At 62.2% G+C, this 13493-nt stretch carries 14 protein-coding genes; 4 read left to right on the top strand and 10 right to left on the bottom strand.

What is annotated here, in order from left to right; all coding sequences use genetic code 11:
- Positions 1–45: 45 nt before the first annotated feature.
- The 3 genes from ABT23_RS13350 to ABT23_RS13340 all read right to left on the bottom strand — a co-directional run bounded on the left by ABT23_RS13350 (position 46) and on the right by ABT23_RS13340 (position 4097).
- Positions 46–2010, bottom strand: a complete 1965-nt coding sequence (locus tag ABT23_RS13350; protein WP_296636257.1) for a TonB-dependent receptor — start codon at positions 2008–2010, stop codon at positions 46–48.
- 185 nt (positions 2011–2195) lie between these two features.
- Positions 2196–2681: a single-stranded DNA-binding protein gene (gene ssb / locus ABT23_RS13345; protein WP_296636255.1), complete on the bottom strand. Its 486-nt coding sequence runs from the start codon at positions 2679–2681 to the stop codon at positions 2196–2198.
- A gap of 54 nt (positions 2682–2735) precedes the next feature.
- Entirely contained in the window at positions 2736–4097 is a 1362-nt protein-coding gene (locus ABT23_RS13340) for an MFS transporter (protein WP_296636251.1), read from the bottom strand.
- A 99-nt stretch (positions 4098–4196) separates the two neighbouring features.
- Between ABT23_RS13340 and uvrA the strand changes: the two genes are divergently transcribed.
- The 4 genes from uvrA (at position 4197) to ABT23_RS13320 (ending at position 9563) form a co-directional block, all read left to right on the top strand.
- Positions 4197–7019 (top strand): excinuclease ABC subunit UvrA, encoded by a 2823-nt coding sequence (gene uvrA / locus ABT23_RS13335; protein ID WP_296636249.1) that lies wholly within the window; start codon positions 4197–4199, stop codon positions 7017–7019.
- Position 7020: 1 nt separating this feature from the next.
- Positions 7021–7755: a pseudouridine synthase gene (locus tag ABT23_RS13330; protein WP_296636247.1), complete on the top strand. Its 735-nt coding sequence runs from the start codon at positions 7021–7023 to the stop codon at positions 7753–7755.
- A gap of 120 nt (positions 7756–7875) precedes the next feature.
- On the top strand, positions 7876–8178 hold the full coding sequence (locus ABT23_RS13325) for a hypothetical protein (RefSeq protein ID WP_296636245.1): 303 nt from the start codon (positions 7876–7878) through the stop codon (positions 8176–8178).
- Between the two features lie 119 nt (positions 8179–8297).
- Complete coding sequence (locus ABT23_RS13320) at positions 8298–9563, top strand: glycerate kinase (RefSeq protein ID WP_296636243.1); 1266 nt, start codon at positions 8298–8300, stop codon at positions 9561–9563.
- Between the two features lie 19 nt (positions 9564–9582).
- Here the strand turns inward: ABT23_RS13320 and ABT23_RS13315 are convergent, their stop codons facing one another.
- From ABT23_RS13315 to rpmJ, 7 genes are all read right to left on the bottom strand, one after another.
- A complete protein-coding gene (locus tag ABT23_RS13315; protein WP_296636240.1) occupies positions 9583–10311 on the bottom strand; it encodes an SAM-dependent chlorinase/fluorinase in 729 nt (242 codons plus the stop codon).
- A 156-nt stretch (positions 10312–10467) separates the two neighbouring features.
- Complete coding sequence (gene rplQ, locus ABT23_RS13310) at positions 10468–10857, bottom strand: 50S ribosomal protein L17 (RefSeq protein WP_296636237.1); 390 nt, start codon at positions 10855–10857, stop codon at positions 10468–10470.
- Between the two features lie 84 nt (positions 10858–10941).
- Positions 10942–11922, bottom strand: a complete 981-nt coding sequence (rpoA, locus tag ABT23_RS13305; RefSeq protein ID WP_296636235.1) for a DNA-directed RNA polymerase subunit alpha — start codon at positions 11920–11922, stop codon at positions 10942–10944.
- A gap of 29 nt (positions 11923–11951) precedes the next feature.
- Positions 11952–12581 (bottom strand): 30S ribosomal protein S4, encoded by a 630-nt coding sequence (rpsD, locus tag ABT23_RS13300; protein ID WP_296636232.1) that lies wholly within the window; start codon positions 12579–12581, stop codon positions 11952–11954.
- A 15-nt stretch (positions 12582–12596) separates the two neighbouring features.
- The gene (gene rpsK, locus ABT23_RS13295) at positions 12597–12989 is read right to left on the bottom strand and encodes a 30S ribosomal protein S11 (RefSeq protein ID WP_011310940.1); all 393 of its coding nucleotides are present in this window, start codon (positions 12987–12989) and stop codon (positions 12597–12599) included.
- Positions 12990–12998: 9 nt separating this feature from the next.
- Positions 12999–13355, bottom strand: a complete 357-nt coding sequence (gene rpsM / locus ABT23_RS13290) for a 30S ribosomal protein S13 (protein ID WP_018507856.1) — start codon at positions 13353–13355, stop codon at positions 12999–13001.
- 80 nt (positions 13356–13435) lie between these two features.
- A partial coding sequence (gene rpmJ, locus ABT23_RS14820; RefSeq protein WP_366366912.1) for a 50S ribosomal protein L36 occupies positions 13436–13493 on the bottom strand: 58 nt, incomplete at its 5' end.

Below are 13493 nucleotides of genomic sequence, written 5' to 3'. Positions count from 1 at the left end.
AAATCCCCCGTCAGACCCATCCAGCCAAGCCACCGGAAGCGCCTGTCACCAGCCCAGACTGAGGCTGCCATAGACACGGCGGCTGAAAATATTGGTATCGCGAAACTCCTGGTAATTGCCGAGCAGGCTCTGCCCGACCACCGATGCCTCGATGTCGCGTCCCAGCCATTTCCAGCGTCGCGCCACACGCAGGTCCATGCGATTGTAGGCAGCGGTGAGGTCGCCTTCGGACAGCCATTTCATCGCATCGCTGCGCCACACGCCCATGCTTGCTTCCCAGCCATGATCCAGACGGTAGCTGGCAAGCAGGCCCCAGGTGTTGCGCGGTGCGGAGACGGGGACGTCCTTGTTGAAATTGATGACGTTGTGGATGCCAGCCCCTCCAAAATGCGCCTCCAGAAACACGCGTGAATAGTGCGCGCTCAGATCGAGCGCATGCACGGGCCGCCAGCGCAGCTGGATCTCGCCGCCGTGAGATCTGGCGCTGCCGATATTCGCGTACTTGAACTCGTTGGGCCGGATTCCGCCATCGTCCGAGGGGGCGAAGTCATACTTGTCCTGGCCGATAAAGTCGTCGATCTTGTCCTGGAACAGCCGCACATCCATTTCGAGCCGGGCCGGGCGCCAAAATCCCACATAGGCAATCTCGCGCGACAGGACGCGTTCGGGCGCAAGGCCGTCGGACGGCACCGTCACCACATCGGCCACCGCGCCGGATTGCAGCACATAAACCTGGTTACCCTTCTCTTCGAAGAACGTGGGCGAGCGATAGGCACGCGAAATTCCCAGGCGGATGACGTGCCCGGGCGTCAGGGTGAAATTGGCTGCGACACGCGGAGAAATATCGATGCCCGTAAAGTAGTGGTGCTCCAGCATGGCTCCACCTTGCAGCAGCACCCGCTCATGCGGGCGCCACTCGAGATTGCCGAACACGCGCGCAAGCTCGCCGCTCCATTCCCGGCCGGAATTGTAATTCTGTGGGCTGGTAACGGTTTCCTGACGTACTTCGCCGCCCCACACCCCGCGCAGATTGGGGCGCCATTGCTCGTTCACCTGCAGTTCGATGTTGCTGCGCGTCTGCAACAGATACTGGTCGACATTCACCGCGCCGATACCGAGAGCAGTCAAATCCGCCAGCGCATTGGCATCGAAGCGGTTCTGGGCATAGTAGGCCTGCAATCGCCACTCACGGCGCGCGGATTCCACCTTGTGATACGCCAACTGTAGATACATCGCCCGCGAATCCTGCGTACGCGGTTCAAGAATACCCTTCGGATCGCTTACCTGCTTGCCGGCGCTCCAGTCGCCCTGAGACAGGCCGAACTGCGCCATCGCATCGGAATTCGCGGATAACTGCCAATCCATGCGCCCATTGAGAAAAGTAGTCTTGCTGGCCTCGAAGTATTGCCCGTTGTCGCCCGCCCCGTCAGCTATCTTGTTGGTGATGTCCCGCTCGAAGCGGTCGCGTTGCTGGGTCGAGGCGGTCAGGCGATAGCGCAATGCGCCGTCACCTCCGCCATGGCGCACCGTCGCGCCACGCATGCCCTGTTCGCCGAGCTGCAAGGAAACGAATTCCCCCGCGACCTGCGCCGCCGTCTTGGTGATGATGTTGATGACCGCCGCGAAAGCATTGGCGCCATAGATCGCGGCATCCGGCCCGCGTACCACTTCAATGCGTTCGATATCGTCGATGGAAAGCGGAAGATCGGTCCAGTTCACGGCGCCATAATGCGGACTGTATATCGAACGCCCATCGACCAGCACCTGAAAACGCCGCGAGAACGCGTCGCCCAGGCCGTGATAACCGGCAGCCCATGTGTTGTCGCGCGTATAGGCGACCGAGAAGCCTGGCACGAGGCGCAGGAGATCGGGGATGTCGCGAAACCCCGATGCGTGAATCATCTCCTGATCGATGACGGTCACGGCAACGGGTGCCTCACTCACCGGCTGGGACAGGCGCGACGCCGACAGCACTACCGGCAGATCGTCGAGAAAGTCGGACTCGGTCACTGCCGCCCTCGCCTGCTGGGCACCCGCCAAAACGGCGCCTATCAACAGTGCGCCCATCCATCCCCTGAATATCGTGTGTGGTCTGCTGATCACCGCATACCGGTGCGCTGCGCACCGTCTCCCTATCCACCCTGTTTATTTATGTATTTCCAGGGCTAACGGCTGGCCATCCTACCCGCCGGAAATCAGAACGGAATATCGTCGTCCATGTCGTCAAAGCCACTACTGGCCGGACGCTGCGCGGCGGCAGGCGCACTGCTGCGCGGCTGGCTGCGCGGGGCGCTTGCGGGTGCTGCCTGATTGTAGGAACCGTCGTCCATGTCGGCCATCCCGCCGCCGCTACGCCCACCCAGCATCTGCATGCGGTCGCCGCGAATTTCGGTGGCGTATTTCTCGATGCCTTCCTTGTCGGTGTACTTGCGGGTGCGGATGCTGCCCTCGACGTAGACCTGGCTGCCCTTCTTCAGGTATTGCCCACACACTTCGGCGGTACGCCCAAAGAAGCTGACCCGGTGCCATTCGGTCTGCTCGACCATCTGACCGGTTTTGTCCTTGTATTTGTCGGTGGTGGCGATGGCAAGGTTGGCGACGGCCTCTCCGCTCGGCAGGTAGCGCATTTCGGGATCGCGCCCGAGGTTGCCGACCAGAATCACTTTGTTGACGGATGCCATGTTTTCCCCTGGATGTAAGCGTTGTCGTGTTGCGGATTCTATCAGGCCAGCCTGTCAGGCGCCCGTGGCTTCCAGCAGGATGCGGGCGGCGGCTTCATCCCAGCCCTGCAGGCTGACCTTGAGCATGGCCACGCCTTCTTCGGCCAGCACCACGGCTTCCACCACGCCGGCCACCGCCGCCAGTTTCGTTTTCAACAGCGCGGCCTGGTCCGCAGGCATCGTCCCGACGCGGAACATGCGGGTCTTGATCGCGAGCGGGGCGGTCATCGACAGGCTCAGCGCCAGCCAGACCGCCATCAGGACCACACAGAACAGGAACACGGCGTAAAACCCGACATGCTGCGCCAGCCAGCCGCCGAAGACGCCCCCGAAGAACAATCCCAGTGCCTGTGCGGTGTTATACACGCCCATCGCGGTACCTTTGGCCGACACGGGGGCCAGTTTGGAAATCAGCGACGGCAGGCTGGCTTCGAGCAGATTGAAGGCGGCGAAATAAAAGAACAGCGCCCCTACGATGCCCCAGAAATGTCCGATGCCGAACGCCATTCCCAGCTGGGCCAGCAACATCAGCGCTACCGCGCCGATGAACACCGGTTTCAGTTTGCCGTGCTTCTCACCATAAATGATGGCCGGCACGATCAGCAGGAACGAACCCAGCAGCACGGGCAGGTAGACCATCCAATGGTGAGCTGGCGGCAGGCCGCTGTTCTTGAGGGCCACCGGCACCACGACGAACATCGCCATCTGCGCCGCATGCAAGGCAAAAATGCCGAAGTCGAGGCGCAGCAACTGGGCGTCATGCAATACGTCTTTCAATCGTGCCGGGTTGGCCTGGGCGTCGGCATGAAAATGGCTGATCAGGGGATCGGGCACCCAGATTTTCACCACCCAGATGGCAGCCAGCGCAAGCACGCCGGTCAGCGCAAAAATCCCCGGCACGCCGATGAGGTGATTGAGCGTCGGCCCCGCCACCATCGACGCGGCAAATACGAGGCCGATGGTCGAGCCGATCATCGCCATCGCCTTGGTGCGGTGTTCCTCACGGGTAAGATCGGCCAGCATGGCGGTGATGGCGGCGGAAATCGCACCGGCACCCTGAATGGCGCGGCCGAAAATCGTCCAGTAGATGTCGGGCGCTGTGGCGGCCACAAAGCTGCCGATCGCGAAGAGGATCAAGCCGAAAATGATCACTTTCTTGCGGCCGATGCGGTCGGACGCCATCCCGAAAGGGATCATCAGCAATGCCTGGGTCAGGCCGTACATGCCAAGCGTCAGCCCGACCAGGGTGTGGTTGTCGCCGCCCGGCAGATGTTCGGCATACAGCGCGAACACCGGCAGGATCAGGAACATGCCCAGCATGCGCAGACCGAAAATCGCTGCCAAGCCTGAGGTGGCGCGCTTTTCAGCGCGGGTCATGCTTTCTGAAAGGTCGATTTGAGCCACGGCGGAATTCGGCGAATTCGTGAAGTCCGTTATATTAGCAGGTTGCGAATTACGCCTCACGCACCCTGACCAATGGAATTCATCCGCATCCGTGGCGCCCGCACCCACAACCTGAAGAACGTCAACCTCGATCTGCCGCGCAACAAGCTGGTGGTGATCACGGGGCTGTCGGGCTCGGGCAAGTCCTCGCTCGCGTTCGACACGCTCTACGCCGAGGGCCAGCGGCGCTACGTCGAATCGCTGTCGGCCTATGCGCGTCAGTTCCTGCAGTTGATGGAGAAGCCCGACGTCGATCTGATCGAGGGCCTCTCGCCTGCAATCTCGATCGAGCAGAAGGCGACCAGCCACAACCCGCGCTCGACCGTCGGCACCGTCACCGAAATCCACGACTACCTGCGCCTGCTGTATGCCCGCGTCGGCGATCCGCAGTGCCCCGAGCACGGCATCACGCTGGCGGCGCAGACGGTGTCGCAGATGGTCGACGCGGTGCTGGCGCTGCCCGATGACACCAAACTGATGATCCTGGCGCCGCTGGTGGTGGGACGCAAGGGCGAGAACCTCGAGCTCTTCGCCGAACTGCGCGCGCAGGGCTTCGTGCGGGTACGGGTCGATGGCAAGGTGCACGAGATCGACGCCGTGCCCAAGCTCGACAAGAACAAGAAGCACACCATCGAAGTGGTGGTCGACCGCTTGAAGGTGCGGGCAGACGCCAAGCAGCGCCTGGCCGAAAGCTTCGAAACCGCACTCAGACACGCCGACGGCCGCGCGCTGGCGGTGGAAATGGACTCCGGCAAGGAGCATCTGTTCTCCGCCAAGTTCGCCTGCCCGGTGTGCAGCTACGCGCTGCCCGAACTGGAGCCGCGCCTGTTCTCCTTCAACAACCCGATGGGCGCGTGCACCACCTGCGACGGCCTCGGCCAGATCACCTTCTTCGACCCGGCGCGCGTGGTCGCCTTCCCGCACCTGTCGCTGGCAAGCGGGGCAATCAAGGGCTGGGACAAGCGCAATCAGTTCTTCTACATGATGCTGCAGAGCCTGGCGATGCATTACGGCTTCGACCTCGACACGCCGTGGGAATCGCTGCCGGCGCGCATCCAGGACGTCATCCTAAACGGCAGCGGCAAGGAAGCGATTGCCTTCCAGACGCTGGCGCCGCGCGGCGGTTACACGACGAGAAGCTATCCGTTCGAGGGCGTGCTCGCCAACATGGAGCGGCGCTACCACGAGTCCGACTCGATGGCGGTGCGCGAGGAACTCGCCAAGTACCAGAACAACAAACCCTGCCCGTCCTGCCACGGCACACGGCTGCGCGAGGAGGCGCGCCACGTGATGGTGGGCGGCGTGCCGATCTACGAAGTGAGCGCGATGCCGCTGAAACAGGTGCTGGGCTTTTTCGAATCGCTGACGCTCGAAGGCCACCGCGCGCAGATCGCCGACAAGATCGTCAAGGAAATCGTCGCCCGCGTCGGTTTCCTCAACAACGTCGGCCTCGATTACCTGTCGCTCGACCGTTCCGCCGACACGCTCTCCGGCGGCGAGTCGCAGCGCATCCGCCTCGCCAGCCAGATCGGTTCCGGCCTGACCGGCGTGATGTACGTGCTCGACGAACCCTCGATCGGCCTGCACCAGCGCGACAACGACCGCCTGCTGGCGACGCTCAAGCATCTGCGCGACATCGGCAACTCGGTGCTGGTGGTCGAGCACGACGAGGACGCGATCCGCGCCGCCGACTACGTGGTCGACATGGGGCCCGGCGCCGGCGTGCATGGTGGTGAAGTGGTGGCCGAGGGCACGCCGGAGGAAATCCGCCTCAGCAAGAACTCGCTCACCGGGCAATTCCTGTCCGGCCGGCGCCGCATCGCCATTCCGAAAAAACGCCGCCAGGCCGATCCCGAACGGCAGCTGGTGGTGACGAATGCCAGCGGCAACAACCTGAAGCACGTCACGCTGAATCTGCCGGTGGGTCTGTTCGTCTGCATCACCGGCGTGTCGGGCTCGGGCAAGTCGACGCTGATCAACGACACGCTCTACACCGCCGTCGCGCGCCACCTGTATGGCTCGTCGGCCGAGCCCGCGCCGCACGACGACATCCAGGGGCTGGAGTTCTTCGACAAGGTGATCAACGTCGACCAGTCGCCGATCGGCCGCACCCCGCGCTCTAACCCGGCGACCTACACCGGCCTGTTCACGCCGATCCGCGAGCTCTTCGCCGGCGTGCCCGAGGCGCGCGCGCGCGGCTACGGGCCGGGAAGATTCAGCTTCAACGTCAAGGGCGGACGCTGCGAGGCCTGCCAGGGCGACGGCGTGATCAAGGTCGAGATGCACTTCCTGCCCGACATCTACGTGCCATGCGACGTCTGTCATGGCGCACGCTACAACCGCGAAACGCTGGAAGTGCAGTACAAGGGCAAGACGATCCGCGACGTGCTGGAGATGACCATCGAGCAGGCGCACGAATTCTTCGCCGCGGTCCCCGTGGTCAAGAGAAAGCTCCAGACGCTGCTCGACGTCGGCCTCGGCTACATCCGCCTCGGGCAGTCGGCCACCACGCTGTCGGGCGGCGAGGCGCAGCGCGTCAAGCTCGCGCTCGAACTGTCCAAGCGCGACACCGGTCGCACGCTCTATATTCTCGACGAACCGACCACCGGCCTGCATTTCGCCGACATCGACCTGCTGCTGAAGGTGTTGCAGCGACTCTCGGATGCCGGCAACAGCGTGGTCGTCATCGAGCACAACCTCGACGTCATCAAGACCGCCGACTGGCTGATCGACCTCGGCCCGGAAGGCGGCGCCGGCGGCGGCATGATCATCGCCGAGGGCACGCCGGAGGCCGTGGCCGACAACCCGGCCAGCCATACCGGCCAATACCTGCAGCCGGTGTTGTCCAAGCACTGACATGGCTGAACCGGTCCGTCTTTCCAAGCTGATGTCCGAGCGCGGCCTTTGCTCGCGCCGCGAGGCCGACAGCTATATCGAAAAAGGGCTCGTATTCGTCGACGGCCGCCGGGTCAGCGAACTCGGCACCAAGGTCGACCCCGATTGCGCGATCCGCCTGGACAACGCCGCCAGTGCGCAGCAGCAGCAGCGCGTCACGATCCTGTTGCACAAGCCGGTCGGCTATGTCTCCGGCCAGCCTGAGCCGGGTTACCAGCCGGCCGTCGTCCTGATCCGCCCCGACACGCTGTGGCAGAGTGGGCGCGCCGGGCAGGCATTCCACCCCTCCCACCTCAAAGGCCTGGCGCCCGCCGGCCGGCTCGACATCGACTCCACCGGCCTGCTGGTGCTGACCCAGGACGGACGCGTTGCCAAGCAGCTGATCGGCGAGGATTCCGGGATCGAGAAGGAATATCTTGTGCGGGTCGAGGGCCGACTGGATGAAAAGGGGCTCGCGCTGCTCAATCACGGCCTCTCGCTCGATGGCCGCAGACTGCGCCCGGCCAAAGTGAGTTGGCAGAACGCCGACCAGTTGCGCTTTGTGCTGAAGGAAGGCCGCAAGCGCCAGATCCGCCGCATGTGCGAACTGGTCGGACTGAAAGTGGTGGGACTCAAGCGCGTGCGCATCGGCCGGGTGCGGCTGGGCGAGCTCCCTCCCGGACAGTGGCGCTATCTGCGCGACGACGAATCGTTCTGACGGGAAAATCGTAAAGCAGGCCGCGCCGTGCCGAGGCTTGTTTCATCGGGCTTTTGCACTAGAAATAGATTTGCAGAAAATTAACTCTGCATTTTTCTACGCACACCAGGGAGACTTTCCATGCAATCCAAACTTCTCGTCGCACTTCTCGCCGCACTTGCCCTCACTGCATGCCAAAAAGCGCAAGAGGCTGCCGCCCCTGCCATGGATCAGGCCAAGGAAGCCGCAGGCGCCGCAGCAGATTCGACTGCGGAAGCGGCCAAGTCAGCAGCCGATGCCGCAAGCGCGGCTGCCTCGTCAGCGGCCGAGTCCACCCAAGACGCAGCCGCCACGGCCACCCAGAGTGCTGCCGATGCTGCATCTGCAGGCGCAGACAAGGCACAGGAAATGGCCGATAAGGCCAAAGACGCCGCCAAGGAGTAATCCAGGCGCTCAAATACTCAACGGTCAGGACTTCCTGGCCGTTTTCATTTTGAAATCCGGCGAGCGCCATCTCAAAACGTAGCCCCTACAATTTGGTCTCGCCTTTTCGATTTCGCTACATGGATCCACGCTCGCTGCTGCTGGGCTCATTCCAGGCTGCGGTAGCCGCAGCCGACCCCGGGCATATCCTGCCATCGCATCTGCCGTCGCCACCGCGCGGCCGTACGCTGGTGGTCGGTGGCGGCAAGGCCGCTGCCAGCATGGCGGTTGCCGTCGAGGCCCACTGGCCAGCGGACGCACCGCTGTCCGGGCTGGTCGTCACACGCTATCTGCACGGTCTACCTACCCGCCGCATCGAGGTCGTCGAAGCCAGTCATCCGCTGCCCGACGGGCGCGGCGAAGCGGCCGCCCTGCGTATGCTGGACATGAGCCGTCAACTGGGTCCGGACGATCTCTTGCTGGTGTTGGTTTCGGGAGGCGGCTCCAGCCTGCTCGCTGCGCCAGTCGAAGGCGTGACCCTGAAGGAACTGCGTCAGGTGACCAGGGCACTTCTGCATGCTGGCGCAAGCATTCACGACATCAATACCGTGCGCAAGCATCTCACCCGCCTATCGGGTGGCCAGTTGGCTCAGGCGGCCCAAGCGGCCCACGGACTGGCGCTGATCATTTCCGATGTGGTCGGCGACGATCCGGGCTCCATCGCATCCGGTCCCTGCGCACCCGACGCCAGTTCCTGCGTCGACGCCCTCGACCAATTGCAGCGGTTGCGGATCACGCCGCCGGAAGGCGTCAGGCACCATCTTGAAACCTGTGCCGCAGGGCGCCTGCCGGACACGCCCAAGCCGGGGGACGCCTGCTTCGCCAGGATGGAGAACCGTGTGATCGCAAGCGCGCATGGCAGCCTGATGGCGGCCGTCCGATATTTCGAACAGCACGGGATTCCCGCTTTGCTGCTTTCGGACAAGGTCAGGGGCGATGCACAAAGCGTGGCGCGTCAGCATGCCGCACTGGTGCATTCACTGGCACGTCGACAGACGCTCGCCCTCATCTCCGGCGGAGAAACCACCGTCGCCTTGCAGCCCAGGCATGGTCTGGGAGGCCGCAATAGCGAATTTCTGCTGGCCCTGGCGCTCGCGCTGCGCGAGACGCCCGCCTGGGCGATCGCCTGTGACACGGACGGAATCGATGGCAGCGAAGACAATGCGGGCGCTCTGCTCACACCGGACACCCTGGTACGCGCACGCGCGCTGGAACTCGATGCTGAGGGCCGGCTCACTGCGCACGACAGTCACGGTTTCTTTTCCGCCCTAGGCGATCTCGTCGTCACTGGCCCCACCCGTACCAATGTCAACGATTACCGTGCGCTCGTGATTGGTCTGGAGTGACGGCTTTGCAAAACACGATTCAGTTCAGGCGTTGAACCTGGACCGGGTCGCCGACCGCCAAGCCATACGTCGTGGCGGCGCTTCCGCGATTGACTGCCAGTTCGAGCAGCCCCACGCTATTGATGAACCAGAATCCGTCGCCTTTGCTGACCAGACCGAAACTCTCTCCGTGCTTGAACCGTTCACCTGCTGCACTGACATGGGCGTTCTGTGGCACCCCGCGCATACCCGTCCAGGCGTTGCCGTAGTGATCGATGTAGATGACACGTGCCAGATCCCCTGCGTCGAATTCAACGTCGAGTGCTTCGATCGATGTCAGTTTATCGGTCGGGAAGTCGCCGCGTGCAATCTCGGCCGCGATCGGCGCAAACAGGTCGCGCCCATGAAAGGTTGGAGACACATCCTCGGGTTCCCAGATAATGCGCCACAACCGGGCATCGGCATGACGTGCGGCGATGACGGACAACAGGCCGTTGTCAGGTCCGACAAACCAGCGCCCGCCTGCCAGTACTACGGCCGTGCGGCGCGGCGTGCCCACCCCCGGGTCTACCACTGCCAGGAACGTGCTGCCCGGCGGAAAAACGGTCGCGAACGCGGCAAGCAGATGTGCGCCCGCATGTGGATTGAAATCGGGGGCCTCATGCAGGAGATCCACCACCTGCTGGGTGGGCGCATGTTCCGCCAGGCGCGCCTTGACCTGCCCCACATAGGGATCTCGAGTTCCAAAATCGGTGAAGAGAACGATCACGTGCTTTCCAATTCGACAGGGACCGGGAAGGGTGACTATGCCTGACGGACCGAACTAGCGGCAAGCCCTCGATCTCCCTCCGGCCTATTGCAGCCGGCCCGGACATGAAAAAAGCCGGGATGACCCGGCTTTTTATAGCGAAATATCGCTGACACCTTACTCGACGTCAACCGCCGCCGTATCGGTATCGGGGCGATCGACCAGTTCGACCAGCGCCATCGGTGCGTTATCGCCATTCCGGAAGCCATATTTCAGAATGCGCAGATAACCACCAGGACGCGTCTTGTAACGGGGACCCAGCTCACCGAACAGCTTGACGACCATGTCGCGGTCGCGCAGGCGGTCGAATGCCAGGCGGTGATTCGACAGGCTAGGCTCCTTGCCCAGGGTGATCAGTGGCTCGACGAAGCGGCGCAGCTCCTTGGCCTTCGGCAGCGTGGTCTTGATGACTTCGTGCTTCAGCAGCGACACACTCATGTTGCGAAACATGGCCAAGCGATGGCTGGTGGTACGGTTCAGTTTGCGATTGGATTGACGATGACGCATGGCTTATTCCTTTCAGACAGTATTCTTGGGCTAGGCCGCCAGCCACGGCGACCCGCACTTTATTGTTGATTTCGGTTCAGTAAATCAGGGGCGCTCAAGTCCTGCGGGCGGCCAGTTCTCAAGTTTCATGCCCAAGGACAGCCCCTTGGAGGCCAACACATCCTTGATTTCGTTGAGCGACTTGCGACCCAGGTTGGGGGTGCGCAGTAGTTCGGTCTCGGAACGCTGGATCAGATCGCCGATGAAATAGATGTTCTCGGCTTTCAGGCAGTTGGCCGAACGCACGGTCAGCTCGAGATCGTCGACCGGACGCAGCAGCAGCGGATCGACTTGCGGCGAACGCGGCGACTCGGACTCGGCCGGGGTGCCTTCCAGATCGGCAAACACCGACAGCTGGTTCACCAGGATGCGGGCGGCGGTACGCACGGCTTCTTCCGGCTCGACCACACCATTGGTTTCGATATCGATCACCAGACGGTCGAGGTCGGTCCGCTGCTCGACGCGGGCGCTCTCGACCGAGTAGGCGACACGGCGCACCGGGCTGAACGAGGCATCGACCAGGATCGAACCGACGGCGCGGGTTTCATCCGAAACCTTGCGCGTAGTGGCCGGCTGATAACCGCGACCCGCTTCGATCTTGATTTCCATGTCCAGCTTGCCACCCTTGGTCAGGTGAGCAATTACGTGATCGGGATTCAGCACTTCGATGTCGTGGCCGACCTCGATGTCGCCCGCGGTCACGACGCCTTCGCCGGCCTTGGAGACTTTCAGCAATGCCTCGGACTTGCCGTGCATCTTGAATGCGATGCCCTTGAGGTTCAGTAGGATGTCGACGACATCTTCCTGCACGCCTTCAATGGTCGAGTATTCGTGAACCACGCCGCTGATGGCGACTTCGGTCGGCGCATAGCCAACCATGGAAGACAACAGAATACGACGCAGCGCGTTGCCGAGCGTATGGCCATAGCCACGCTCGAAGGGCTCCATGATGACCTTGGCATGCAGCGGGGAGGCGCGATCCACCTCCACAATACGCGGCTTGAGAAATTCCGTAGCGCTTTGCATAAAGTGCGTTTCCTTAAGACCGTCTCAGCTTATTTGGAGTACAACTCGACGACCAGCGACTCATTGATCGTCGACGGCAGTTCCGAGCGTTGCGGGGCCGCTTTGTAAGTGCCCTTGAGCGCCTTCGCATCGACCTCGACCCATTCAGGATAGCCACGCGCTGCGGTCGCTTCGGCAGCCGCCTTGATACGCAGATGGGCTTTCGCCTTGTCCACCACCTCGACCACATCGCCTGCGCGAACCTGATACGACGGGATATTGACCCGGCGACCGTTCACGGTAATGCCGTTGTGGCGGACCACCTGACGCGCCTCGGTACGCGACGCGCCAAAGCCCATGCGGTAGCACACCGAATCCAGACGCGACTCGAGCATGGACAGCAGATTTTCACCAGTCACGCCCTTGCGGCTTTCCGCGCGCTTGTAGGTCAGGCGGAACTGGCCTTCGAGAACGCCGTAGATGCGGCGGATTTTTTGTTTTTCACGCAGTTGCACGCCGTAACCGGAGAGACGTGCACCGCTCTTCTGGCCATGCTGACCAGGCGCATAGGCACGACGTTCAATCGCGCATTTGTCGGTAAAGCACTTTTCGCCTTTCAGAAAGAGCTTTTCGCCCTCACGACGGCACTGACGGCATTTGGGATCAAGATTACGAGCCATGATTTTCCCTGGAAATTAGATACGACGCTTTTTGGAGGGACGGCAACCGTTATGCGGAATCGGGGTCACATCCGAGATCGCGACGATCTTGAAACCCAGCGCATTCAGCGCACGCACGGTGGATTCGCGGCCGGGGCCAGGGCCCTTGATCCGCACTTCCAGGTTCTTGACGCCGTATTCCTGCGCCATCTTGCCGGCGTTTTCGGCCGCAACCTGCGCCGCAAACGGTGTCGATTTGCGCGACCCCTTGAAGCCCGCACCACCCGCCGTCGCCCACGACAAGGCATTGCCCTGACGGTCGGTGATGGTCACGATGGTGTTGTTGAACGAGGCGTGAATATGCGCAATCCCTTCCGCGACATTCTTCTTGACCTTTTTGCGTACACGCGCTGCTGTTTTAGTAGCCATGATTAACCTTTACTTTTTGATGGCCTTGCGCGGGCCCTTGCGGGTACGCGCATTGGTACGGGTGCGCTGACCACGGACTGGCAAACCCTTGCGATGGCGGAAGCCACGGTAGCAGCCAAGATCCATCAAACGCTTGATGTTCATGGTAATTTCACGGCGCAGGTCGCCCTCGACCGTGAACTTGGCCACGCCTTCACGCAAGCGCTCCATTTCGGCTTCGGACAGGTCCTTGATTTTGGACGTACGGGCAACACCCGTCGCGTCGCAAATCTTGCCGGAGGTGGTCCGGCCGATACCGTAAATGGCGGTCAACGCAATAACCGCGTGTTGATGATTCGGGATATTAACCCCTGCAATACGAGCCATTCGCAAAGCTCCGAACGCAAAACAAAAAATTATAACACGTCAACCCATCTTTGGGTCGACTCGGATACAAACTTGGCAGTTTAGCCCTGGCGCTGCTTGTGGCGCGGATCGTCACAGATCACGCGCACCACGCCCTTG

Source organism: Thiobacillus sp. SCN 63-57, from assembly GCF_001725555.1.
Taxonomy (GTDB): Bacteria; Pseudomonadota; Gammaproteobacteria; order Burkholderiales; family Thiobacillaceae; genus Thiobacillus.
Note: the sequence above shows the minus strand (reverse complement) of the source record. Positions and strands in the feature narration are given on the sequence as shown.

Excerpts from the sequence above, each read along its gene's own strand:
- ABT23_RS13325 (WP_296636245.1), top strand. The coding sequence starts at position 7,876 with ATGCAATCCAAACTTCTCGTCGCACTTCTCGCCGCACTTGCCCTCACT.
- rpsD (WP_296636232.1), bottom strand. The coding sequence starts at position 12,581 with ATGGCTCGTAATCTTGATCCCAAATGCCGTCAGTGCCGTCGTGAGGGC.
- ABT23_RS13340 (WP_296636251.1), bottom strand. The coding sequence starts at position 4,097 with ATGACCCGCGCTGAAAAGCGCGCCACCTCAGGCTTGGCAGCGATTTTC.
- ABT23_RS13320 (WP_296636243.1), top strand. The coding sequence starts at position 8,298 with ATGGATCCACGCTCGCTGCTGCTGGGCTCATTCCAGGCTGCGGTAGCC.
- uvrA (WP_296636249.1), top strand. The coding sequence starts at position 4,197 with ATGGAATTCATCCGCATCCGTGGCGCCCGCACCCACAACCTGAAGAAC.
- rpoA (WP_296636235.1), bottom strand. The coding sequence starts at position 11,922 with ATGCAAAGCGCTACGGAATTTCTCAAGCCGCGTATTGTGGAGGTGGAT.
- ABT23_RS13330 (WP_296636247.1), top strand. The coding sequence starts at position 7,021 with ATGGCTGAACCGGTCCGTCTTTCCAAGCTGATGTCCGAGCGCGGCCTT.
- ssb (WP_296636255.1), bottom strand. The coding sequence starts at position 2,681 with ATGGCATCCGTCAACAAAGTGATTCTGGTCGGCAACCTCGGGCGCGAT.
- rpsM (WP_018507856.1), bottom strand. The coding sequence starts at position 13,355 with ATGGCTCGTATTGCAGGGGTTAATATCCCGAATCATCAACACGCGGTT.
- rpsK (WP_011310940.1), bottom strand. The coding sequence starts at position 12,989 with ATGGCTACTAAAACAGCAGCGCGTGTACGCAAAAAGGTCAAGAAGAAT.
- rplQ (WP_296636237.1), bottom strand. The coding sequence starts at position 10,857 with ATGCGTCATCGTCAATCCAATCGCAAACTGAACCGTACCACCAGCCAT.